The sequence below is a fragment of the Nosocomiicoccus sp. HMSC067E10 genome, assembly GCF_001810835.1.
Classification (GTDB): domain Bacteria; phylum Bacillota; class Bacilli; order Staphylococcales; family Salinicoccaceae; genus Nosocomiicoccus; species Nosocomiicoccus ampullae_A.
Genome location: NZ_KV802741.1, coordinates 59,254 through 82,105 on the forward strand (window position 1 = coordinate 59,254; position 22,852 = coordinate 82,105).

Here is a 22,852-nt window from a genome sequence, read left to right on the forward strand (position 1 = left end):
TCACCTAATATTCTTCGTCTTTATAGCCTAAGCTTCTAATAAATTGAGGTTTGTTTCTCCAGTCTTTTTGGACTTTTACCCATAATTCTAAATACACTTTGTCTCCAAGTAATGCCTCGATATCTATACGTGCAAGCGTACCAACTCGCTTTAGCATCTTACCACCTTTACCGATGACCATACCTTTTTGAGAATCACGTTCGACGTAAATCGTCGCTTCGACTTTTACTTTTTCGCCGTCATTTTCTCGCTTCATCTTCGTTACTTCAACGCCAATTGAATGTGGAATTTCTTGTTCAGTTAATAGTAAAATCTTTTCACGAATTAACTCCGAAACGATAAAATGCTCTGGATGATCCGTAATTCTGTCTTTTGGATAATACATAGGGCCTTCTTCAAGGTGTGATTCAATAACATCTAATAACTGACCCGTATTTGTGCCTTGTAATGCACTAATTGGTACGACATCACTAAATTCAAAATCAGTTGTATATCGTTCAATAATTTCAGGTAACTCATCAGGGTGAATTAAATCGATCTTATTGATGACTAAAATAACAGGTGTATCTGTATCTCTAATCATATTTATGACGAATTCGTCCCCAGGACCTTTTTTCTCAGTTGCATTTACGACGAATAAAATCACTTCGGTTTCACGTAGCGTTCGTTTAGCAACGCGCATCATATGTTCACCGAGCTGATGTTTTGGTTTATGAATACCCGGTGTGTCGATAAAAATCATTTGTGCTGTTTCTGTCGTATACACACCTTGAATTTTATTTCTCGTCGTTTGTGGTTTATCACTCATAATCGCGACTTTTTGACCGAGCACATGATTCATAAATGTCGATTTACCAACGTTTGGTCGCCCGACTATTGTAATAAAACCAGATTTAAATGTTGACATTAATCCATATCCTTTCCGCTAAATCCAAGTGGTAACAATTCATCGACCGTCTTTTTAATGCAGCGCTTATCTTTACTTAACATATAGACTGGCATATCATCATGAGTTAGTTCTTTTAATACTTGACGACATACACCACATGGACTCGCTGGATCTTTAGCATCTGTAATTACAACACATGCTTTAAACTTTGTAATCCCTCTTGCATACGCAGAAACAAGTGCTGTACGTTCTGCACAAATTGTCGCTGGATACGATGCGTTTTCGATATTTGCACCGTACACGTATTCATCGTCTTCAGTAATGAGTAATGCACCAACATTAAATTCAGAATACGGTGTATAAGCGTTTTGTTGTGCTTTGATTACTTCATCGTACCATTCATCTTTAAAAATCCCATCATCAATAATTGCCATTTATAACACTCCTATCAATTTTAATAACTTTGGTAGTAATATGATTACACCAATTAAGGCTGCGTAAATACTCGAAAGTAATACTGCAAAACTTGCGATATCTTTTGCATATTTTGCATGTTGTTCAAAATCACTCGTTACGAGGTCAACGACCTCTTCGATTGCTGTATTTAAAGCCTCTGTAAGTAGCACTAAAAATATTGCACTTAATATAAAGAGCCATTCCGTCATATTAATAGATAAAAAATAAGATACGATGATAACACATACTGCACTTACTAAATGTAAGACGTAATGAGAGTCTTTTGTAACGAGTCGTAGAAATCCAGAAAATGGATATTTAAATCGCTTCATGTTAATCTCTCGAGATTCCAAATGCATCTAATATTTCTTTTTGAAGGCCGAACATTTCTTTTTCATCTGCTTTAGTCATATGATCATATCCAAGTAAATGTAAAAATCCATGTAAAGATAAAAACATTAATTCACGTTTATATGAGTGACCATATTCTTCTGCTTGCTCTTTCGCACGATTAGTATTAATAATAATATCTCCAAGAGTTACTGGCATTCCTGGAATTTCTATATCATCATTTTCATCGTCTAAAAAGGCAAATGAAATCACGTCTGTCACTTCGTCTTTATTTCGATAATCTCTGTTAATTTCTTTTATTTCATCTTCTGAAACAAAAGATATAGATACTTCAGCATCTTCACTTTGTTTTAAAAACTCATATGAATAATTAAGTAGTGATTCTATATCTTCTTTTTCTAAATCTGACGAATAATTCTCATCGTCTAAAAAATCAATCGTTAACATTTAAATCACCTGCTTCATATGCACGAATTATTCTTGATACAAGTGGGTGTCTCACAACGTCTTGATCTGTAAAGTGATTAATTTGAACGCCACGTACGTTTCTTAATCGTTCTACACTTTCAATTAAGCCACTTCTCGTTTTACTCGGTAAGTCAATTTGTGTTTCGTCTCCTGTGACGACCATTTTAGAACCAAATCCAAGACGTGTTAAAAACATCTTCATCTGCATTGAAGTCGTATTTTGTGCTTCATCTAATATGATAAATGCGTCATTTAACGTACGTCCTCTCATATACGCAAGAGGTGCCACTTCAATGATGCCACGTTCGATAAGACGATCCGTATGTTCTTGACCTAAAATTGCATGTAGACCGTCATATAACGGACGTAAATACGGGTCCACTTTTTCTTTTAAATCACCAGGTAAAAATCCTAGGTTTTCTCCTGCTTCTACTGCTGGTCTTGTTAATACGATTCTTTTAATATCATTATCTTTTAACATTTGGCACGCAATAACGACAGCTAAAAATGTTTTACCTGTACCTGCTGGTCCGATACCAAAGGTTAAGTCGCTGTTTTTAATATGATTGACGTATATTTGTTGTCCAGTTGTTTTAGCTCGAACCGGTTTACCTCTATAATCTTTTGCGATCTCTTCTTTGTATAGATCTTCTAAATATTCTAACGTGTCCTTTTCTGCCATTTGAATTGCAGATTGTAAGTCACGTAAAGTTACTTGATGACCTTGTTGCTTTACGCGAAGTAAGGCCATTAAAATATTATATATTTTTACTTCTGTTTCTTCATTATCACTTTGAATTTTAACTTCATGTCCATTTGAACGAATCTCAGCGTCATATTCATCTTCTAAAACTCGAATATGGGAATCGTTTACCCCTAAAATTTGTTGTGCGTCGTCCAAATTATCAAAATGTATCACTTTTGGCATGTACTTACCCTCTCTGTTTTGAAGTATAACTATTTTTTAGATTACCTAAAATATACCATAAATAGTGATATAACTATAGTCACGAACACTACATGGATGATTTCTAATATCCCAAGTTGCTTTGGTTTCCATCCTCTCCCGTAGACATAAACCGCTCTTATAAAACCAAATGTAAATGCGATACCGACTACCGGATGGTAAATAAAACCAGCTACCATAGTTATAAAATGATAAATAAATGACGCCCATTTATAAGTCGGATTGTTTTTCTCACGAATGACTGTTTTAACAACGAGTGCTGATCCAATGAAATATAGTGTCGATACAATCATCACAAAATATAAATTAAACGTCATTTCATGAGTATTTAAGAATGCTGTTGCACTACCTGCTAAACTGAAAATGATAATTGCTGCTATATTATTCAGCATATTTCTTTCATCGCGTGTGTAGGAAAAATAAGCATTCAATATACCGAATGGAATCATACATAGGAAAAAGAAAATGACTCTATAATCAGTAACAATCGGATAAATTAGAATTAGAAGCGATAGACTCGTAAAAAGAAGCGCACTATTTAAAACTTCATATTCTTTACGTTTAATTCTTTTAAAAAAATAAAGTATATGATCAGCTGCAAAAAATATGAGTAACCATCCAACAATAAAAAACAGTTGTGAAGGATGGAATCCACTTGCAACCATTCCTAATATAGGTGGCATAAAAACCATCGCCCAAGCACCATGCTGATTTTGCTTTTTAAATTTAAACTCCATTACTCACACCTCTCCTCCATTATACAATGAATACTAATGTAAATAAAAAAGAGCTAGGTAATTACCTAACTCTTCTCATCTTACTTTTCGGCGGACCGAGAATCTCTTTCATCACGATACCGTTAACGACTGCTTCTTTATCGAATGATAACTTTTTATTGTACGGACTATCGTCAAAGATAACTTGTTTTACTTCATCAGTTCCATTCGTGAGATCTGATTTTTCTTTATTTTTTTGTAGCTCTGCGACTTTCTTTTTCGCTTCATCCGCTTGACGCTGTCTTTCTCTAAGTCGTTCTTTTTCACGTTTATATTTGTCCTCAACGGCCTTTTTAGAAGTTTTGTCTAACTTAGGTTTTCCTTGTTGTGTTGTCGTCTCTTGCTTTAAGTCCGTAAATTCTTTTTTTAAACGTTTAAACTCGTCCACCGCTTCAGTTTTTGATTTTTGATATTTTTCATTTAGTTTATCAAAATCAATATTTCTTGGATTCTTAGATTGCTTTTCCTTTTCTTTAGCATCATTGAGATATGATATTATCCCACCAATAGCAAAAATTATTAATGGTACGAGTAACTCCATATTATCACTTACTCTTCTTCATTATATTTCGTTGGATCTGTCATCTTGTTAATAGAATCTCTCATTTTAGTATCTGCTTCGATGTTTTTTAAGTCATAGTATTCACTTACAGTGATACGGCCTTCCTCTAAAGCTTTTGCAAATGCAAGTGGTACTCTAGATTCAGATTCTACAACTTTAGCGTGCATCTCTTGGACACGTGCTTTCATTTCTTGCTCTTCTGCTACAGCCATTGCACGGCGCTCTTCAGCTTTTGCTTGAGCGATATTTTTATCTGCCACAGCTTGTTCAGTCTGAAGGTCTGCACCGATGTTTTTACCGATATCTACGTCAGCGATATCGATCGATAGAATTTCAAACGCAGTTCCTGAGTCTAACCCTTTTTCAAGTACAGTTTTTGAAATTAAATCTGGGTTTTCTAATACAACTGTGTGATGTTTTGAAGAACCGATAGTCGATACGATACCTTCACCGACACGTGCTACAATTGTTTCTTCACCTGCACCACCGACGAGTCGATCGATGTTCGCACGTACTGTAATACGCGCTTTCGCTTTCACTTCGATACCGTTCATTGCAACACCGGCAATAAATGGCGTTTCGATAACTTTCGGGTTAACTGACATTTGAACTGCTTCTAAAACGTCACGGCCTGCTAAGTCAATTGCTGCACAGCGTTCAAACGTTAAGTTAATATCTGCACGTTGTGCCGCAATTAATGCATCAATTACTCTGTCTACGTTACCACCAGCTAAGTAGTGTGATTCTAATTGGTTTGTCGTTACGTCAATACCAGCTTTACGTGCTTTAATTAACGGTTCTACAACACGTTTTGGTTTAACTTTTCTTAAACGCATACCAATTAACGTAAATATACCAATCTTAACTCCAGCAGCTAATGCTGAAATCCATAATCCTACTGGAACAAAAGATAAAATAAACATTACCGCTATAAAAATAACGACAACGAATAATATAAGTGAGATTAAACCACCTGTCATTAATTATCCACCTCTTCATTTTTTATCGGTCTAACAACAATTCGAGTACCTTCAACGAAGATCACTTTTACTTTAACGTCTCTTTCTATAAAAGTTCCCTCTGCTACCGCATCAATTCTATTATCATCGATTATTACTGTTCCAGAAGGTCTTAATGGTACTGCAGTCACTCCTACTTTTCCAAGTAGATAAGAACGGTCATCAAATGAAGTATAACCACTTTCGCTGTCTGTCGCGTCTGTCAAGACAAAACGCTTCCATAATGGGACTCTCTTCTTTTTCATTTTGACTAAAACACCTACCTCTATCGCAACTAAAATGATAATGAGAAATACGATAACACTATAAAGCATTGGGTCATTCGTTATAAATATAATACTTATAAAGAGTAAAATCGTTCCGATGACGCCGAGTACTAATCCGAAGATAAAAAACTCTAAAACGATTAGTGCAGACGCAACTAATAGTAATAACAACGCAAACACACTCGACTCGTTTACGAGTATATGTCCGAGATAAAATGTGAAGATCGAAAATATACTCAGTACACCAACGAAATTAATTTTTTGTGAAAAGAGTTGATATGTAAGTCCTAGAAAGAACGTTAACAAAAGAATTGTTGAAACGACTGGACTCGATATAAAGTTAATAATATTTATCAATAACCCGTTCACGTTGAATTCCTCCATTTTATTATACATAACTCCATTAATTTTTTATATAAAAAAGGGGATGATTCTCATCATCCCTTTATTTATAATTCTGTTACTCGAGGGAGTTACACGAATTATCTAAATTTACGTTTACGTGCCGCTTCTGATTTTTTCTTACGTCTTACAGAAGGTTTTTCGTAATATTCTCTTTTACGTGCTTCTTTAATCGTACCGCTTTTAGAAACTGTACGCTTGAAACGACGTAACGCATCTTCGATAGATTCGTTTTTTCTTACTACTGTTTTAGTCATCGTGTTCCCCTCCCTCCGAAATAACACAAAGAGCAAATATTTAAGATATTAAAAGAATATCTAGTGTATATTATATTATAAATTTAATAATATGGTCAAGGTGTTTTAATATTCTGAATTACTTTTTTCACCTAGAACAATTTTCACACCACTTGATGCACCAAGTCTTGTTGCACCTTTTTCAATCATTTGTAATGCGTCTTCTTTAGAGCGGATGCCCCCACTTGCTTTAACACCGAGTGCATCTCCAACTGTTGACTTCATTAGCGTAACGTCTTCTACTGATGCTCCTCTCCCGTTAAATCCTGTTGAAGTTTTAACGAAATCTGCACCTGCTTTTTTAGAAAGTTCACTCGCTGTTACGATCTCATCAGGAGTTAGTAACGCTGTTTCAATAATTACTTTAACAAGCGCTTCACCTTTAACATTTACGACTGCTTCTATGTCTTTTTGAACCGTTTCTAAATCTCCAGTTTTTAATGCGCCGATATTAATGACCATGTCAATTTCATCAGCACCATTACGAATCGCTTGAACCGTTTCAAACTGTTTAACTTCTGACGTCGTCGCTCCGAGTGGGAATCCAACAACTGTACAAACTTTCGTGTCGCTACCTTCAAGTAGAGACTTACATAGCTCAACGTGTGACGGATTCACACAGACGCTAAAGAAATTATATCGTTTTGCTTCTTCACATAATTTTTTAATATCGTCTGTTGTTGTATCTGGTTTTAATAATGTGTGATCGATATATCGTTCTATTTTCATTTAAATCCTACTTTCCATATGTGCAGCTTCACTTGTGTGCACATGTCTTTCTAAATAATCGTACTGTTTTACCATCGGTTTTTCGAGTACTTTAACGATTTCACCTTTTGATACTGGATAACCTGGCTCTGTCACTTTAACTTTAACGAGTTCACCAGTTAGGCTTTCATCTCCATCTACTGCTACTTTCATGTAATTATCCGCATGTCCAACGAGAATACCGTCTTCCATTTTTTCAGGAATAATTTCTAATACGTCATCTTTAAACTTCTCAGCATAGCTTAACGCAAGTGCGTCCGATAACTCGATGAGTTTTTTTACGCGCGCTTCTTTCGTTTCATTATCGATTTGATCTTTCATACGTGCAGCTGGTGTTCCTGTACGTGTTGAGTACGGGAATACGTGTAATTCTGAGAAATGATGCTTTTTAATGAAATCATATGTTTCCATAAACTCTTCTTCTGTTTCACCAGGGAATCCAACGATAACATCTGACGTAATCGCAGCACCTGGCATCATTTCTTTAAGTCTTAAAATACGAGATTCATAAAAGTCCATCGTGTACTTACGTCTCATACGTTTTAAAACAGTATCTGATGCAGATTGAACAGGTATATGGAAGTGTCTTACAATTTTATTTGAATGATAAATAACTTCGAGTACTTCATCTGTTAATTGCGACGCTTCGATACTAGAGATTCTTAAGCGATTAAGACCTTCGACTTTTTCGAGATCTCTTAGTAACATCGCTAAGTTATAATCTTTTAAGTCTTCACCGTATCCACCAGTATGAATACCTGTTAAAATGATTTCTTTATAACCCGCTTCAACAAGTTTTTCTGCTTGTTCAATTACCTTTTCAGGGTCTCTAGAGCGCATTAAACCACGTGCCCACGGAATAATACAAAATGTACAGAAGTTATTACACCCTTCTTGAATTTTTAATGTCGCACGTGTGCGGTCTGTAAAGTACGGTACGTCCATTTCTTCAAACGTACGTTTTTTCATAATATTTTGAACGCGGTTAATCGGTTGACGTTCTTCATGATACTGTTCGACATAGTCAATTAACTTATCGCGATTTTCTGTTCCGATAATTATATCAACACCAGGTATTGCCTCGATTTCTTTTGGTGCAGTCTGAGCATAACATCCAGATACTGCAATGACCGCATCTGGATTTTGACGAATCGCTCGACGAATCACTTGACGTGACTTTTTATCACCTGTATTTGTTACTGTACAAGTGTTCACAACGAAAACATCTGCATTATCTTCGAATTCAACGCGTGAATATCCTGCATCTTTAAAAATTTGCCACATCGCTTCAGTTTCGTAATGGTTTACTTTACAACCGAGCGTTGAAAAGGCAACTGTTTTTTCCATCTATATCAAATCTTTCTTTTAAAATAATCATCAGCTATTTTAACATAATGAAAAGTGCGCTTCAATAAACGTTAATTATATATGCTGTCGATCACCGATAACATATATAAAGGTGCGGTCTCTGCACGTAATATACGTTTCCCGAGTTGAACAATTGTAAAGTTATTATGTGACGCGACTTCACTCTCTGTAAATCCACCTTCAGGCCCAAAAATAATTGCGATATGATTATCTTCTTTATTTAAAGCAGATGCGAATTTTTTATTTTCTTGAAGTCGAACATCTTCATAAGCAATAAAGACGTTGTCATACTGTGAAAAGTCAATGGACTTTAGTTTACCTAGAAATTCAATCGTAGGAATCGTATTACGTTTTGACTGTTCGCTTGCCTCTGTTACTATTTTTTCAAAACGTATTTTACGTTTTTGTTTTTTCTTTTCATCAAGCTTCACAACTGAGCGATCTGCGTCATAAAAATAGAAATGTTCCGCACCGAGTTCGGTACTTTTTTGCAACATAAAATCGAGTTTATCTCCTTTTAAAATCGGAGCATATACACTCACTTTAATGTTGCTCTCTACACTTTGAATCGTAGAAATCACTTCTATTTTAAACGGGGTGTCTTCAATTATTTTCACGATAAAAACATCTTTGTTTTTGTCCACAACTTCTATTTTGTCACCAATAGACATACGCATCACATTAAAAATGTGATGCGTATCTATATTTAAGTCTGTATAAATTTCGTTTTCTTGTAAAACAGTATCTACAAAATATCTTTGCATAGCACTTATCCTTTTTTAGATAGTATACTCACCCATCCATCGTCTTCTAAAACTTCGATTATACTAAATCCAGCATCCTTTAATTGTGAAAGAATATCTTCTTTTTTCTCTACAATAATACCACTTGAGATAAAGTAACCGCCATCGTTTAATACTCGATAAGAATCTGTAATCATATCCTCAATAACATGAGCTAATATATTCGCAACGACTATATCATAATTTTTTGTTTCATTTTTTAATAAGTCCGCTGCTCTTAAGTCGACAGGTTTAGTGTCATTTAAATTAAAGTTTTCTTCAGCAACTGTTAATGATAACGTGTCGATATCTGTTGCTGTTAAGTCTCTCGCGCCCATTAAATACGCGCCGATTGTTAGAATCCCAGACCCTGTACCAACATCAATCACTTTATGTTCTGGTCGAATGATTTTTTCGATAAACGTTAAACACATCGACGTCGTCGGATGGTCTCCTGTACCAAATGCCATTCCTGGATCAAGCTTAATTAAACGGTCATTAGCGTCATATTCATAATCATCCATTTCCCATGACGGAACGATGACAAATGACTCTGACACTCTAAAACTATGGAAATACTTCTTCCATTCATTTTCCCAATCCGCTTCTTCTACAGTATCCACTGTAACTTCAATCTCGTCACGATTAATGATTGCTTCATTTTCAGAAATGAACTGATTAATAAGGTTCAGCTTTTCATCAAGATTTTCCGTCTCATCGTAATATACTGAAATACGAATATCTGACTCTGGATAATCACTTTCGTTTAAACGGAATTTATGTTCGAAATCATCGATATTACTTTTCATTAAATCAACTGAATAATCGACAGAAATACCATTAGAAATATCTGTTAAAAATAGAGATAGTGGTGCTTCATTTTCAATCTGTGAGTGTAACGAAATTTTATACCACTTCATAATTAGTCCCCTTTAAAGAATCGACGTGCTTTATCTGTAAATGATTCTTGCGATCCTTTTACTTGATTACCGTTTAGTTCGGCCAGTCTTCTAAATAATTCTTTTTCTTCTTCTGAAAGTTTCGTCGGTGTCTCTACTCGAATTGTAACGATTTGGTCACCAAAACCAAATCCATTGACGTTTTTAACACCTTTTTCTCTAAGACGTAATTTACGTCCAGACTGAGTGCCTGCTTTCACGTCGATTTCAACTGGTCCGTGTAATGTCGGTACTTTTACTTGGTCACCAAGCGCTGCTTGTGAGAACGTAATAGATAATTCATAGTGAATATCGTCACCATCACGTACGAACTCTTTGTCTGGTTTCACTCTAAATGCGATATAAAGGTCACCCGCTGGTCCACCGTTATATCCAGGTTCACCATATCCTTGAAGACGTACTTGTTGTCCGTTATCAATACCTTCAGGAATAGTCACTTCGATTTCAACATCTTTTTGTATTGTTCCTTTTCCGTGACACTTATCACATGGATGTTCGATTTCTTGACCTGTTCCTCCACATGTTGGACATGTACGTTGTGTTCTAATTTTACCGAATGGTGTATTTTGTTCTACATTGACGTTACCTGTTCCTGAACACGTTGAACATGTCTTTTTAGACGTTCCGGCTTTTGCTCCGCTTCCATCACAATGATCACATTCAACTTCTTTTGTGATTGTGACAGTCTTTTTACCTCCGAAAACCGCTTCTCTAAAGTCGATTGTCATCGTATATTGTAAATCGTCACCTTGGCGTGGTGCATTTGGGTCTTGACGACGGCTTCCACCGAAGAAACTTGAGAATATATCTTCAAATCCTCCAAATCCACTTCCACCGAAGTCATTAAATCCACCGCCGAATCCTCCAGTACCATCAAATGCACTATGTCCAAACTGATCATACTGACGACGTTTTTCATCGTCATATAGTACGTCGTATGCTTCTGTTACTTCTTTAAATTTTTCGTCTGCGCCTTCTTCTTTGTTAATATCTGGGTGATATTTCTTAGACAGTTTACGATATGCGCGCTTAATTTCTTCTTTTGTTGCGTCTTTGTTTACGCCTAATACGTCATAATAATCTTTTTTAGTAGCCAATTTTTCTCCTCCAACATACAAATATTACCATTTAAAAAAGTCAAAGCCAAATGCATTGGCTTTGACTTTAAGAGTCTATCTATATTACTTGTTGTCGTCTTCGTTAACTTCTTTAAAGTCCGCATCTACAACGTCATCATCTTGAGCTGGTTGACTAGCGTCACCTTGTTCTTGTTGCATTTCTTGGTAGATTCTCATAGAAACTGCTTGAAGTGCTTGTTCAAGTGCTTCTTTCTTAGATTTAATTTCATCTAAGTTATTCTCTTCAAGTGCTTTTTGTAATGCATCTTTCGCTTCGTTTACGCTCGTTTTTTCATCTTCAGTAACTTTGTCGCCAAACTCTTCTAAAGTTTTACCACTTTGGAATACGAGTTGGTCTGCTTCGTTTTTAAGATCTGCTTCTTCACGACGTTTTTTATCTGATTCTGCATTTTCTTCTGCTTCTTTGATCATGCGTTCGATATCTTCGTCTGAAAGATTTGAAGATGCTTCAATTTTAATGCTTTGCTCTTTACCAGTTCCTAAGTCTTTTGCAGACACGTTTACGATACCGTTTTTGTCGATATCAAACGTAACTTCGATTTGTGGTACTCCACGTGGTGCTGCTGGAATGTCTGTTAATTGGAAACGTCCAAGCGTTTTGTTGTCTGCAGCCATCTCACGCTCACCTTGTAGAACGTGGATATCTACTGCTGGTTGGTTATCTGCTGCTGTAGAGAACACTTGTGATTTACTAGTTGGGATTGTCGTATTTCTTTCAATTAAAATTGTGTTTACGCCACCCATTGTTTCAATACCAAGTGATAACGGTGTAACGTCGAGTAATACTACGTCTTTTACATCTCCAGATAATACTCCACCTTGGATTGCTGCACCCATTGCAACAACTTCGTCTGGGTTAACAGAGCGGTTGATTTCTTTACCTGTTTCTTTTTTGATTGCTTCTTGTACTGCTGGAATTCTCGTTGAACCACCGACTAAAATAACTTCGTCAAGATCTGAGAAACTTAAGCCAGCATCTTTAATTGCGTTACGTACAGGAATCATTGTTCTTTCAACTAAATCGTGTGTTAACTCATCAAATTTAGAACGCGTTAATGTCGTTTCTAAGTGTAATGGACCTGCTTCTCCTGCACTAATGAATGGTAGAGAAATTTGTGCTGATGAAACACCTGATAAGTCTTTTTTCGCTTTTTCAGCTGCATCTTTTAAGCGTTGCATCGCCATTTTATCTTGTGATAAATCAATGCCGTTGTCTTTTTTGAAGATGTCTACTAAGTAGTCGATGATTTTTTCGTCAAAGTCATCTCCACCTAGTTTGTTATCCCCACTCGTAGCTAGTACGTCGAACACACCGTCACCAAGTTCTAAAATAGAAACGTCGAACGTACCTCCACCTAGGTCAAATACGAGTACTTTTTCTTCCTCTTCTTCTTTGTCTAAACCATATGCTAACGCTGCAGCTGTTGGTTCGTTAATGATACGCTCTACTTCAAGACCAGCGATTGTACCTGCGTTTTTAGTCGCTTGACGTTGTGAGTCATTGAAGTATGCTGGAACTGTAATAACTGCATGTGTCACTTTTTCACCTAAATAGCTTTCTGCTGTTTCTTTTAAATCTTGTAAAATCATCGCAGAGATTTCTTCTGGTGTATATGATTTACCTGCAACTTCTACTTTATAGTCTGAACCCATGTGACGTTTAACACTCATCACTGTGTCAGGGTTAGTAATCGCTTGACGTTTTGCAACCTCACCAACTTGTCTTTCTCCATCTTTAAACGATACAACTGATGGTGTCGTTCTGTTACCTTCACGGTTAGCGATAACTTTCGCTTCTCCACCTTCTAATACTGAAACTACTGAGTTTGTAGTACCTAAGTCAATACCAATAATTTTAGCCATAATTAAAATTCCTCCATAAAATATCTATATTATATCTGTTAATATTATTCACTTACTTTGACCATGCTCGCTCGAATGACACGGTCTTTTAGTAAATACCCTTTTTGGAATTCTTCAATCACTACACCAGATTCAACACCGTCTTTTGCTTCCGTCATAATTGCTTGATGGAAATTCGGATCAAACGGTTCGTCTAATGCTTTGATTTGAGTAATTCCATTTGCTTCAAGTTTATTTAAAAAGTCGTTATAGACCATTTCAACACCCTTATGCAGTGATTCAAACGATTCAGAATCTCCTGTTTCTTGAAGCGCACGTTCTAAATTATCTAGCACCGATAATAGATCAGTCGCTAAACTTTGATTTTTATATTTGTTATTTCTTTCTGTTTCTTCTCTAGAACGTCTTTTAAAATTTTCAAATTCTGCATAAAGTTTTAAATATTTGTTTTCAGATTCATCCAGTTGTTCCTCTAACTGTTCTACTGGATTTTCTTCTACTTCTTCAACTTCTTCGATTTCTTCCAAATCTTCGTTCTTTTCTTCTGTAAGTTCTTCAGTTTCTTTTAGTTCTTCTTCTTGTATGTTTTCATTCTTCTTTTCCACGCACTAACTCTCCTTTTGATTAAATGCATGTAATAATGTGATTATTTTTTGATACCCCATAATTTCTGGGCCAATCACCATCAAGTTAGCCGTCACATCGTTATAAGTGACGTTTGTTGATACGATTGATAAAAGTTCATAGTTTTCATCGATTTCTTCACCAAAACGTACTTCAACTTCACGACTATGTGATCGTAATTGTGGAAGTTTTGCATGCTCAATGTCATTGTAAAGTTGAGTGAGCGTTTCTACATCAGTTTCAAAGTCTCTCAGTAAAAATCCGAGTCCTGAGTAAAACGATACTGTTTTCTCATCGCCTAGGTTCTCGATTTTTTCGGATAATTTTAATAAAAACTGCTGTAACAACGGATTGTTTTTAACGAGATGCGTTTTAACAATATTAATTGCTTCTTTAATAGAAGCATCAATAAGTAATACATTTAAGTCTCTCATTAACACATCTAAATCGTGCTGTTTTATATCTCGTGACTTTCGAATCGTCACTTGCTTTACCGCTTCACTATCTAACACGATGACTAAAAGCACAAGCGCGTCTGAAATCGATGTGAGGTAAACACCTTTAACTACTTCTTTTTCATCTGTTAATGTAACGTAAGTTAAATGTTGTGTTTTGTTGCTAAGTGTATGCGCAATACCTTGTCCTAAACGATTTAAATTCGACTCATTAAAATCAAATTTAAAGTCGATTTTAGCTGGCATACTTTCAATATCTCGTTGAATATCTTCGATGTACTTTCTAAGACCTTTTCTCGATGGAATTCGTCCCGATGAAGTATGTGCTTTAGAAAGATATCCAAAATTTTCTAACTCTGCCATTTCGTTACGAATAGTAGCACTAGAAACATCTAATGGATATTTCTCTAACAATCGTTTTGAACTAATCGGTACGCTCACATTTAAAAAATCATCTACAATAAAATGAAGAATGATCTCTTGACGTTTTGTAAGCATCCTTTCACCTCATTAGCACTCATCATCTCTTAGTGCTAATTCTATAATAATCAATAGGTCAAAGAATGTCAAGACTTAACCCTCAATCGATTAAAAAATCAATAAACACGTCGTTTCCAACCATTTTCCCTTGCTCTGTCAACGATAAATATTCTCCGTTTATTTGTAAATTATTTTGATTAATATGCTTTTCAATAACATCTCCATATATATCAAAAAGAGAAACTCCATATTTATCTTTAAACTGTTTGATTTTTAGTCCTTTGTTTAATCTTAAGTTTAAAAACATTTCTTCTTCGTACATCTCTTTATTAGTTAATTTATGAATTTCCTTAATCGCATTCGTATCTTCTTTCATACGATTAATATAGTGCGGTACTGGTTTTACATTAAAATATCTTTCTCCATTTACATATCCATGGCTCCCAGCACCTGCACCGTAATATTCATTGTTTTTCCAGTATGTCTTATTATGCATCGATTCATACTTTGGATATGATGAAAAATTTGATATCTCATATTGGTGATAACCTATTTCTTTTAAACCTTCCATTACACGCTCATATCTTTTTCCTTCTACTTCAGAATTTGCTATGTGTAATTTCCCTTGTTTAATTTTGTTATAAAAAATCGTATGTTTTTCAATAATCAATGAATACCAAGAAATATGTTTTGGTTGTAACACTTTTATATTATTCAATGAGTCTTCAATATGTTGAGACGTTTCCCCAGGAAGGTTATACATAAGATCAATCGAGTAATTATCTAAACCAATTTTTTCCATATGATTAATAGAGCGATAAATATCATCAAAATTATGCGTACGTCCAAGAATTTTTAATAGCTCGTTATCAAATGTTTGTACACCGAGAGACACGCGATTTACACCGTATTCTTTTAATAGACTGATTTTTTCAGTCGTTAACTCATCTGGATTTGCTTCGAACGTATACTCATGACTGACATTAAAATTATCATTAATAAATGAAAGTAATCGTTCAAGCTGGTTCAGATTTAAAGCGGTTGGTGTTCCGCCACCGACGTATATCGTTTTTAAACTACGTTCTTTTAAGTACTTTAATTCTTTAATTAACATATCTACATACGTGTCGACTGGCTGATTGTCGATTAAAAACTTATTAAAGTCGCAATATGCACAAATTCGATTACAAAACGGAATGTGAATATATAGGCTATCCATAATTGCCTCCTTAAAAAAAATGAGAAATCATGAAACATGATTTCTCTTTTAAAATAATCAATTAGTCTTCATCCATACGTAATACTGCTAAGAAAGCTTCTTGTGGAATTTCAACTGAACCAACAGCTTTCATCTTCTTTTTACCTTCTTTTTGCTTTTCTAGTAGTTTACGTTTACGTGATACGTCCCCACCGTAACATTTAGCAAGTACGTTTTTACCAATCGATCGTATATTTGTACGTGAAATAATTTTGTTTCCAAGCGCTGCTTGAACAGGCACTTCAAATTGCTGACGTGGAATTAACTCTTTTAGTTTCTCTACGAGTGCACGGCCTCTTTGATATGCAAAGTCTCTATGAACGATAATACTTAATGCATCGACGACTTCGTTATTTAGTAAAATATCCATTTTAACTAATTTCGATTCTTTATATCCGATGATTTCGTAGTCTAAACTTGCATATCCTTTCGTATGAGACTTTAACGTATCGAAGAAATCAAATACGATTTCTGCTAATGGTATTTCATATTTAACATTCACGCGAATATCATCTAAATAATCCATCGTTATAAAGTTACCACGATTCTTCTGACAAAGTTCCATCACTGCACCAACATAATCGTTTGGTACCATAATCTCTGCCTTTACATAAGGTTCTTCGATATAATCAATTAAATCTTGTTTTGGCATTTGTGACGGGTTATCTACGTTATGTATTTCACCGTCTGTTGTATGCACTTTATAAATCACTGAAGGTGCTGTCGCAATTAAGTCAATACCAAATTCACGCTCTAGTCGTTCTTGGATAATCTCCATATGAAGCATTCCTAAAAAACCAGTACGATAACCAAATCCTAATGCTTGAGAAGATTCTGGTTCAAACTCTAATGCAGAGTCATTTAACTGTAATCTTTCAAGAGCTTCACGTAAATCTACATAGTCTCCAGAATCAATTGGATATAGTCCACAGTACACCATCGGGTTCATACGTTTATATCCAGGTAGCGGAGTATCTGTTGGGTTGTTTGCATGTGTAATCGTATCACCAACACGTGCGTCAGATACTGATTTTACTTGTGCTGCTAAAAATCCAACGTCTCCAACAGTTAGTTCGTCAACTGCCATTGGAGCTGGCGTATGTATGCCGACTTCAGTTACTTCAAATTCGGTACCTGTTTGCATCATACGAATTTTATCTCCAACTTTAACCGTACCGTCAAACACACGAATCGACGAAATAGCACCACGATATTGATCGTATTCAGAGTCAAAAATTAACGCTTTTAAAGGTGCACTTGGATCACCTTCAGGTGGTGGTACAGTGTCTACGATACTTTCTAATATATCATCGATACCAATATCCGCTTTTGCAGATGCGCGTACCGCATCGTCTTTATCTAGACCAATGACATCTTCAACTTCCTGTGCAACACGTTCTGGATCTGCAGCAGGTAAGTCTATTTTATTAATTACAGGTACTAATTCTAACTCGTTATCTAATGCAAGATAAACGTTCGCGAGTGTCTGTGCTTCGATACCTTGAGCAGCATCGACGACTAAAATTGCACCTTCACATGCCGCGAGAGAACGTGATACTTCATAAGAGAAGTCGACGTGCCCTGGTGTATCGATTAGGTGGAAAATATACTCTTCTCCATTTGGTCTTGTATATTTTAACTGAACAGCGTTTAACTTAATCGTAATACCACGCTCTTGTTCAAGCTCCATTGCATCGAGTAGTCTGTCGGACATATCACGTGCAGCTACTGATTCTGTATGCTCAAGTAATCGATCGGCTAATGAAGATTTCCCGTGATCGATATGAGCTATAATAGAAAAGTTTCTAATTTTCTTTTGTCTTTCTAAACGCTTTTTGTCGTCCATAATATATCCAACACCTTTACTAACAATTGAATTAATTATATCAATTTCATATAGTTTCATCAATTCATTTTGAAAGTGTACATTGCATTACACTTGTAAATCTGATAGAATATTTTTGTTGCAATCAAAGTTGTACAACTTTTAACTCTGGAGGTGCAAACATGGCTAACATTAAATCAGCAATTAAACGTGTTAAAACTACACAAGCAGCTACTGAACGTAACATTGCTCAAAAGAACGCAATGCGTACTGCAATCAAAGCTGCAGAAACTGCGAAAGAGAACAACGCTGAAAATGTTGAAGAATTAGTAAACAAAGCAATCAGCTTAGTTGATAAAGCTTCTAACAAAAACTTATTACACAAAAATAAAGCAAGTCGTTTAAAATCTAAACTTGCTAAGTAAAGAAAACTTCCTAATTTTAGGAAGTTTTCTTTTTTTATATTTTGCTTATGAATACTTCAAATAAAGCTTCGCTATCTAAATACGTTGATTTTAACTCATAATCCATATCTCTAATTAACACCATTTTTTGAAGTAATACTTCTAACGGATACTGATTGACTTGAGACATCGCTAATTTCACACGATACGGATGCACTTTTAAACGACTACTAATTTCATCTTGACGCATTCCCTCGTTCATTAAAATCTTCGTTTGATAATATAACCTAAACTGTGACGAGATTAGCCCGAGTAATTTAATCGGCTCTTCTTTTTGTAATATTAAATCTCTAAATACATCGACCGCTTCACGCTTTTGATTTTTAAGAATAAAGTCTGTTAAAGAAAACACGTTTGCTTCTAAACTTTTACTAACTATAATATTCACGTCTTCAACTGTAATTATATCGTGGGCAAACAACATCAACTTTTCTAACTCATTTTTAACAATCGTATAATTCGCACCTGTACGATTTAGTAATTCATTTACTGCATCGTTTCGAATTGTCAAACCTTCACTTTTAACAGCGTCGTTAATATGTTGAACGAGTTCACGTTCATTCATTTCTTCACACTCAATGATTTTCCCTTGTTTTTTTATGAGTTTCGTAATCTTTTTTCGGTTGTCTAACTTTTCAGCAGATGTCACGAAAATGAGTAACGTATCGTCTTCTTTGTCCTCGATATATTGGATCATTTTATCGATGTTGTGATCGATAGACGTTCTCTTCTTTTCGGCTGTAAATAAAAATGCATCTTTTACAATCACGACTTTTCGATCCGATAAAAACGGTAGCGTAATACACTCTTCGATAATATATTCAATCTCTGTTTCGATATAATCAAAGACGATTCGATTAAAGTCATCGACTGTTGCTAAATAGTCTTTCGTTAACTTATTGACTGTTTCGTCTATACGCACTCTATTCTTTCCGTATACTAAATAGAGTTTTTCCATGTAATCACCATTCTTAATTGAATTCACTATAGATTTTTCTCTAACTCTATTCTATACTATAAATAAGTAATAGGGGGTTATGTCATGAATAAATTTGAAAAAAATGTACAATCTAAAAATAACGACGTAATCGATTCAGGACTTGCATTTTTAGTCGGACTTTTAGGATTCACTGCAGTCTATGTGATTGCACAAATTTTCCAAATCGTCGCGAGTTTTAACTAGAGCTAATTTTATTAGCTCTTTTTTTATTTATAACAACGGTTCTCTATCTTTCGTAATTTATGTTTTGTACAATAACCATTCTTTTTAAAAGTAATCTCGACCATCCCGGATTCTTTAGTACTTACAATTTCCTTATTGTACTTGGTGAGTAAATCCGTTACCTCTTTATGCGGATGTCCATATGAATTATTTACCCCACTCGATATAAGTGCTAAATTAAATTCTCTTTCTACAAGATCCACGCCGGTACTCGTATTCGAACCGTGGTGGCCAATTTTTACGATATCTATTTTGTTCACATTTTTTAATATTTCTTCTTCATACTCTACACTTAAATCTCCGAGCATTAGTATATGATAGTCAAATAGATTTACATCTAGCACAATCGACTGGTCATTTGAATTATTTGTATGAATGATTGTATTGACATTTTTTAAAGTTATACGCTTAAACTTTAACTCACTTACTTCTGTAGAGTAAAGGATATTTGATTCACTAAATTGTTTTAAATATCCTTCAGTAAGCTTTTCATCTCGCGGGTTTATATATACGTTCTTAATCGGCAGTTTACTACTAATATAAGTCGCTTCACCCATATGGTCGTTGTCCATATGACTAATGACGAGTAAGTCTATTTTTCTTATACCATTTTCTTTTAAATACGGTAAAATCGTTTTTTCTGCAAGTCGAATTTCATAATCATTTCTATAAAATTTGCCACCAGTATCTACGAGAATTGTTTGATTGTACTTTTCATCGATGATTAAAAACGCATCTCCTTGTCCGACATCGACCATTACAAATTTTATATCGTCTTTAAAGTTAAACGACGATAATAATAAAAATACAATAAATATTAACGTCATTCGAATTATTTTTTTGAGACTTTTTGTCAGTACAGTTCTTATATGAAAATAGCTAATAATCGCTAATATGACGATAAATATCGACGATATGTTTTTTATCGGCAAACGGTGTTCAATTACATTCCCTAAATAAAGTATGAGTGATGTATTCGTTGAAAAGATTAAGTGTAGAAGATAATCAAAACATTCCGGAAGATACGTAAATAGACTCATGTTAAAAATAAAAACAGAAGGGAAAATGACAAAACTGAATATTGGACCGAATATTAAGTTCATTACAATTCCACTGATCGACACTTCGTTAAAGTGAAATAGTATTAAAACAATTGTACACACTTCACATATTACAGTAACAATTATCATTTGTATGAAAGGTTGTCTATCATTAAAGAAATGACGGCTAAGAATAATTGTGAACGTCGTAACATATGACAACTGAAAACCTGCATGAAAAATTATATAAGGATGAATTACAAATTGAATAATTGCAGTTAAACTGATGATCGCTAAATACGGTTTTTTATTAAAATAACTCGTAATAATGAGTAACACTGCCATAAGTACAGCTCGAAGTACACTTGGAGAAAATATATTAATCATTAAAAATATAAGTAAACATATGACTACGAGTGCTTTAACATATTCAATCGGTAGTCTAAATCGTGTAAATAAAAATATCAGTACCATCGTAATATACGCAACGTGTGTACCTGAAATCACGTATAAATGGTAAATACCGAGTTTTTGAAGTGCTGAAAAGAATTGTGAATCTAGCATCATCTTATTACCGATTGACAGCATTAATATATCCCCGGTGTACGGATAATTACTAATCTTTAAAACTTTTTCGGTATACTTATATTTTAAATTATTGATTTTCATCTTTACTGTTTTCTTCGTTTCTGAACAGTTTGAACGATCGTCTTTCACATAAATACTTCCAACTACGTTAGAAATTTTCATCGATAACGCTTGATTACGTTTAATAAAATTTCTTTCAATATTTGGTTTCACGACTTCAAAATCGCCATTACACATTGTACCGATTGGAAGAAGTGCTTCATTCTCCATATAAACATAAAAACGATAATTTTCATATTCACCAATATAAGAAATCGTATCGTTATTATATTTGTAGTCTGATATTGTGAAGTAATCAATAGTCTCCTCTTTAAAGGTATCTCTATTAGAATAGAAATATGTACTAGAAATAATTACAGAAATTAAAATTAACGTATATACGATATAACTAATTCTCTGTATAAAGACGATATATGTAATAATGACCATAAAAAATAACCCTAGCAGTGGAATTTTCACGATTAACGCTCCACTGACTAAGGCTAAAAAAATTAAAAATAAAATCATAATTTCACTTTTAAGTATTCATATATTTTATCGACATCTAAATCGATCTGTGCATATTTAACACCTGTCTTATCGAGTAATTCAATTGCATACGGATGGTTTTTATACGACTCTCTATAATAAATGTTTTTAATACCTGCTTGAATTAATGCTTTTGTACAATGTATACATGGGAAGTGTGTTACGTATATCGACGCATTCTCTGTCGATACTCCGTTTTTAGAACATTGAAGTAACGCGTTAACTTCTGCGTGAATCGTACGAATGCAGTGACCATCTTCTAAATAACAACCGACGTCTATACAGTGATCTTCTCCACTTACTGAACCGTTATACCCACCAGCAATAATACGGTTATCTTTAACAATTGTAGCCCCTACGCTTAAGCGTTCACACGTTGAACGTAGTGCGAGTAACATCGCCTGAGCCATAAAATATTCGTGCCAATTGATACGCTCCACAGTTTCACCCCTAAATTTCTATATCATTTTCTAAGTTTTCAAACGTTTTTTGCCCAATACCAGGTATGTTCATTAAATCTTCTTTCTTTTCAAACAAACCATTCTCTTCACGATAATTAATAATCGTTTCAGCTTTCTTTGCACCGATTCCATTTAACGTCATCAGTTCGTCTTTACTCGCTTTATTTATGTTGACGATATGGCTACTTGAAGTTTCACTCTCTGTTTCGATTATTTCACCTTTTGCTGGTACATAAATGCTCATTTCATCTCTTAACTTTTCTGATTGATTAATTTGGTTTAAGTCTGCAGAGTCAAGTGGTTCACCGATTAATATAATGTCTTTAACTCTCGCGTCCTTTGGCATTTCATATACATTTGGATGCTTAACAGCACCTTTTATTTCAACAAATATTGAGTTTAGACTCATAGTATCTACTTCTTCTTCGACTTGTGCATGTACACTATTATCTACTTCTACAGGTGTTGTATATTCAAAATCATCCTTAAATTTCAAGTTTAAGTTAGCCACTTGAA

The 22,852-nt window shown here is 34.7% G+C and carries 26 protein-coding genes; 2 read left to right on the forward strand and 24 right to left on the reverse strand.

The annotated features are described in order from the left end of the window. Positions 1 to 4: 4 nt before the first annotated feature. The 20 genes from era to lepA all read right to left on the reverse strand — a co-directional run bounded on the left by era (position 5) and on the right by lepA (position 17,994). Positions 5 to 907: a GTPase Era gene (era, locus tag HMPREF2767_RS00765; RefSeq protein WP_070622148.1), complete on the reverse strand. Its 903-nt coding sequence runs from the start codon at positions 905 to 907 to the stop codon at positions 5 to 7. Beyond that, entirely contained in the window at positions 907 to 1,323 is a 417-nt protein-coding gene (cdd, locus tag HMPREF2767_RS00770) for a cytidine deaminase (RefSeq protein ID WP_070456427.1), read from the reverse strand. Before cdd ends, era begins: the two co-directional genes overlap by 1 nt. Then, on the reverse strand, positions 1,324 to 1,677 hold the full coding sequence (locus tag HMPREF2767_RS00775; protein ID WP_070456425.1) for a diacylglycerol kinase family protein: 354 nt from the start codon (positions 1,675 to 1,677) through the stop codon (positions 1,324 to 1,326). 1 nt (position 1,678) lies between these two features. Next, the gene (ybeY, locus tag HMPREF2767_RS00780) at positions 1,679 to 2,143 is read right to left on the reverse strand and encodes an rRNA maturation RNase YbeY (RefSeq protein WP_070622149.1); all 465 of its coding nucleotides are present in this window, start codon (positions 2,141 to 2,143) and stop codon (positions 1,679 to 1,681) included. After that, the gene (locus tag HMPREF2767_RS00785) at positions 2,130 to 3,092 is read right to left on the reverse strand and encodes a PhoH family protein (RefSeq protein WP_070622150.1); all 963 of its coding nucleotides are present in this window, start codon (positions 3,090 to 3,092) and stop codon (positions 2,130 to 2,132) included. Before HMPREF2767_RS00785 ends, ybeY begins: the two co-directional genes overlap by 14 nt. Positions 3,093 to 3,133: 41 nt before the next feature. After that, a complete protein-coding gene (locus HMPREF2767_RS00790) occupies positions 3,134 to 3,868 on the reverse strand; it encodes a YwiC-like family protein (protein ID WP_070622151.1) in 735 nt (244 codons plus the stop codon). A 61-nt stretch (positions 3,869 to 3,929) separates the two neighbouring features. Beyond that, on the reverse strand, positions 3,930 to 4,448 hold the full coding sequence (locus HMPREF2767_RS00795) for a hypothetical protein (protein WP_070622152.1): 519 nt from the start codon (positions 4,446 to 4,448) through the stop codon (positions 3,930 to 3,932). 8 nt (positions 4,449 to 4,456) lie between these two features. After that, on the reverse strand, positions 4,457 to 5,449 hold the full coding sequence (gene floA, locus HMPREF2767_RS00800) for a flotillin-like protein FloA (protein ID WP_070456415.1): 993 nt from the start codon (positions 5,447 to 5,449) through the stop codon (positions 4,457 to 4,459). Continuing rightward, complete coding sequence (locus tag HMPREF2767_RS00805; RefSeq protein WP_168162105.1) at positions 5,449 to 6,123, reverse strand: NfeD family protein; 675 nt, start codon at positions 6,121 to 6,123, stop codon at positions 5,449 to 5,451. The genes floA and HMPREF2767_RS00805 overlap by 1 nt, the downstream gene beginning before the upstream one ends. Before the next feature lie 113 nt (positions 6,124 to 6,236). Beyond that, the gene (gene rpsU, locus HMPREF2767_RS00810; protein WP_040928386.1) at positions 6,237 to 6,413 is read right to left on the reverse strand and encodes a 30S ribosomal protein S21; all 177 of its coding nucleotides are present in this window, start codon (positions 6,411 to 6,413) and stop codon (positions 6,237 to 6,239) included. Between the two features lie 105 nt (positions 6,414 to 6,518). Continuing rightward, positions 6,519 to 7,181, reverse strand: coding sequence for a deoxyribose-phosphate aldolase (gene deoC, locus HMPREF2767_RS00815; RefSeq protein ID WP_070622156.1), 663 nt, complete (start codon positions 7,179 to 7,181; stop codon positions 6,519 to 6,521). After that, positions 7,182 to 8,567 (reverse strand): tRNA (N(6)-L-threonylcarbamoyladenosine(37)-C(2))-methylthiotransferase MtaB, encoded by a 1,386-nt coding sequence (gene mtaB / locus HMPREF2767_RS00820; RefSeq protein ID WP_070622158.1) that lies wholly within the window; start codon positions 8,565 to 8,567, stop codon positions 7,182 to 7,184. Positions 8,568 to 8,638: 71 nt separating this feature from the next. Further along, entirely contained in the window at positions 8,639 to 9,352 is a 714-nt protein-coding gene (locus tag HMPREF2767_RS00825; protein WP_070622160.1) for an RsmE family RNA methyltransferase, read from the reverse strand. Between the two features lie 5 nt (positions 9,353 to 9,357). After that, entirely contained in the window at positions 9,358 to 10,290 is a 933-nt protein-coding gene (prmA, locus tag HMPREF2767_RS00830) for a 50S ribosomal protein L11 methyltransferase (protein ID WP_040928389.1), read from the reverse strand. Between the two features lie 2 nt (positions 10,291 to 10,292). Beyond that, positions 10,293 to 11,426: a molecular chaperone DnaJ gene (dnaJ, locus tag HMPREF2767_RS00835; protein WP_070456401.1), complete on the reverse strand. Its 1,134-nt coding sequence runs from the start codon at positions 11,424 to 11,426 to the stop codon at positions 10,293 to 10,295. A gap of 84 nt (positions 11,427 to 11,510) precedes the next feature. Further along, on the reverse strand, positions 11,511 to 13,331 hold the full coding sequence (gene dnaK / locus HMPREF2767_RS00840) for a molecular chaperone DnaK (RefSeq protein ID WP_068128248.1): 1,821 nt from the start codon (positions 13,329 to 13,331) through the stop codon (positions 11,511 to 11,513). A 44-nt stretch (positions 13,332 to 13,375) separates the two neighbouring features. Continuing rightward, positions 13,376 to 13,936, reverse strand: coding sequence for a nucleotide exchange factor GrpE (grpE, locus tag HMPREF2767_RS00845; RefSeq protein ID WP_070622162.1), 561 nt, complete (start codon positions 13,934 to 13,936; stop codon positions 13,376 to 13,378). A 3-nt stretch (positions 13,937 to 13,939) separates the two neighbouring features. Next, positions 13,940 to 14,908 carry a heat-inducible transcriptional repressor HrcA gene (gene hrcA, locus HMPREF2767_RS00850; protein WP_070622164.1) on the reverse strand — a complete coding sequence of 323 codons (969 nt, stop codon included), beginning with the start codon at positions 14,906 to 14,908 and terminating at the stop codon, positions 13,940 to 13,942. Positions 14,909 to 14,990: 82 nt separating this feature from the next. After that, entirely contained in the window at positions 14,991 to 16,109 is a 1,119-nt protein-coding gene (hemW, locus tag HMPREF2767_RS00855) for a radical SAM family heme chaperone HemW (protein ID WP_070622166.1), read from the reverse strand. Positions 16,110 to 16,170: 61 nt separating this feature from the next. Then, on the reverse strand, positions 16,171 to 17,994 hold the full coding sequence (gene lepA / locus HMPREF2767_RS00860; protein WP_070456973.1) for a translation elongation factor 4: 1,824 nt from the start codon (positions 17,992 to 17,994) through the stop codon (positions 16,171 to 16,173). Positions 17,995 to 18,155: 161 nt separating this feature from the next. Between lepA and rpsT the strand changes: the two genes are divergently transcribed. Next, complete coding sequence (gene rpsT, locus HMPREF2767_RS00865) at positions 18,156 to 18,398, forward strand: 30S ribosomal protein S20 (RefSeq protein WP_068128241.1); 243 nt, start codon at positions 18,156 to 18,158, stop codon at positions 18,396 to 18,398. 34 nt (positions 18,399 to 18,432) lie between these two features. Here rpsT and holA read toward each other — a convergent pair whose 3' ends face one another. After that, on the reverse strand, positions 18,433 to 19,395 hold the full coding sequence (gene holA, locus HMPREF2767_RS00870; protein WP_070622168.1) for a DNA polymerase III subunit delta: 963 nt from the start codon (positions 19,393 to 19,395) through the stop codon (positions 18,433 to 18,435). 84 nt (positions 19,396 to 19,479) lie between these two features. Between holA and HMPREF2767_RS08550 the strand changes: the two genes are divergently transcribed. Continuing rightward, positions 19,480 to 19,620 (forward strand): YqzM family protein, encoded by a 141-nt coding sequence (locus tag HMPREF2767_RS08550; RefSeq protein WP_083286812.1) that lies wholly within the window; start codon positions 19,480 to 19,482, stop codon positions 19,618 to 19,620. A gap of 23 nt (positions 19,621 to 19,643) precedes the next feature. Here the strand turns inward: HMPREF2767_RS08550 and HMPREF2767_RS00875 are convergent, their stop codons facing one another. The 3 genes from HMPREF2767_RS00875 to HMPREF2767_RS00885 all read right to left on the reverse strand — a co-directional run. Next, positions 19,644 to 21,854, reverse strand: coding sequence for a DNA internalization-related competence protein ComEC/Rec2 (locus HMPREF2767_RS00875; protein WP_070622170.1), 2,211 nt, complete (start codon positions 21,852 to 21,854; stop codon positions 19,644 to 19,646). After that, the gene (locus HMPREF2767_RS00880; protein WP_070622172.1) at positions 21,851 to 22,315 is read right to left on the reverse strand and encodes a ComE operon protein 2; all 465 of its coding nucleotides are present in this window, start codon (positions 22,313 to 22,315) and stop codon (positions 21,851 to 21,853) included. Before HMPREF2767_RS00880 ends, HMPREF2767_RS00875 begins: the two co-directional genes overlap by 4 nt. A gap of 10 nt (positions 22,316 to 22,325) precedes the next feature. After that, on the reverse strand, positions 22,326 to 22,852 hold a 527-nt coding region (locus HMPREF2767_RS00885; RefSeq protein WP_148128982.1), incomplete at its 5' end, for a helix-hairpin-helix domain-containing protein.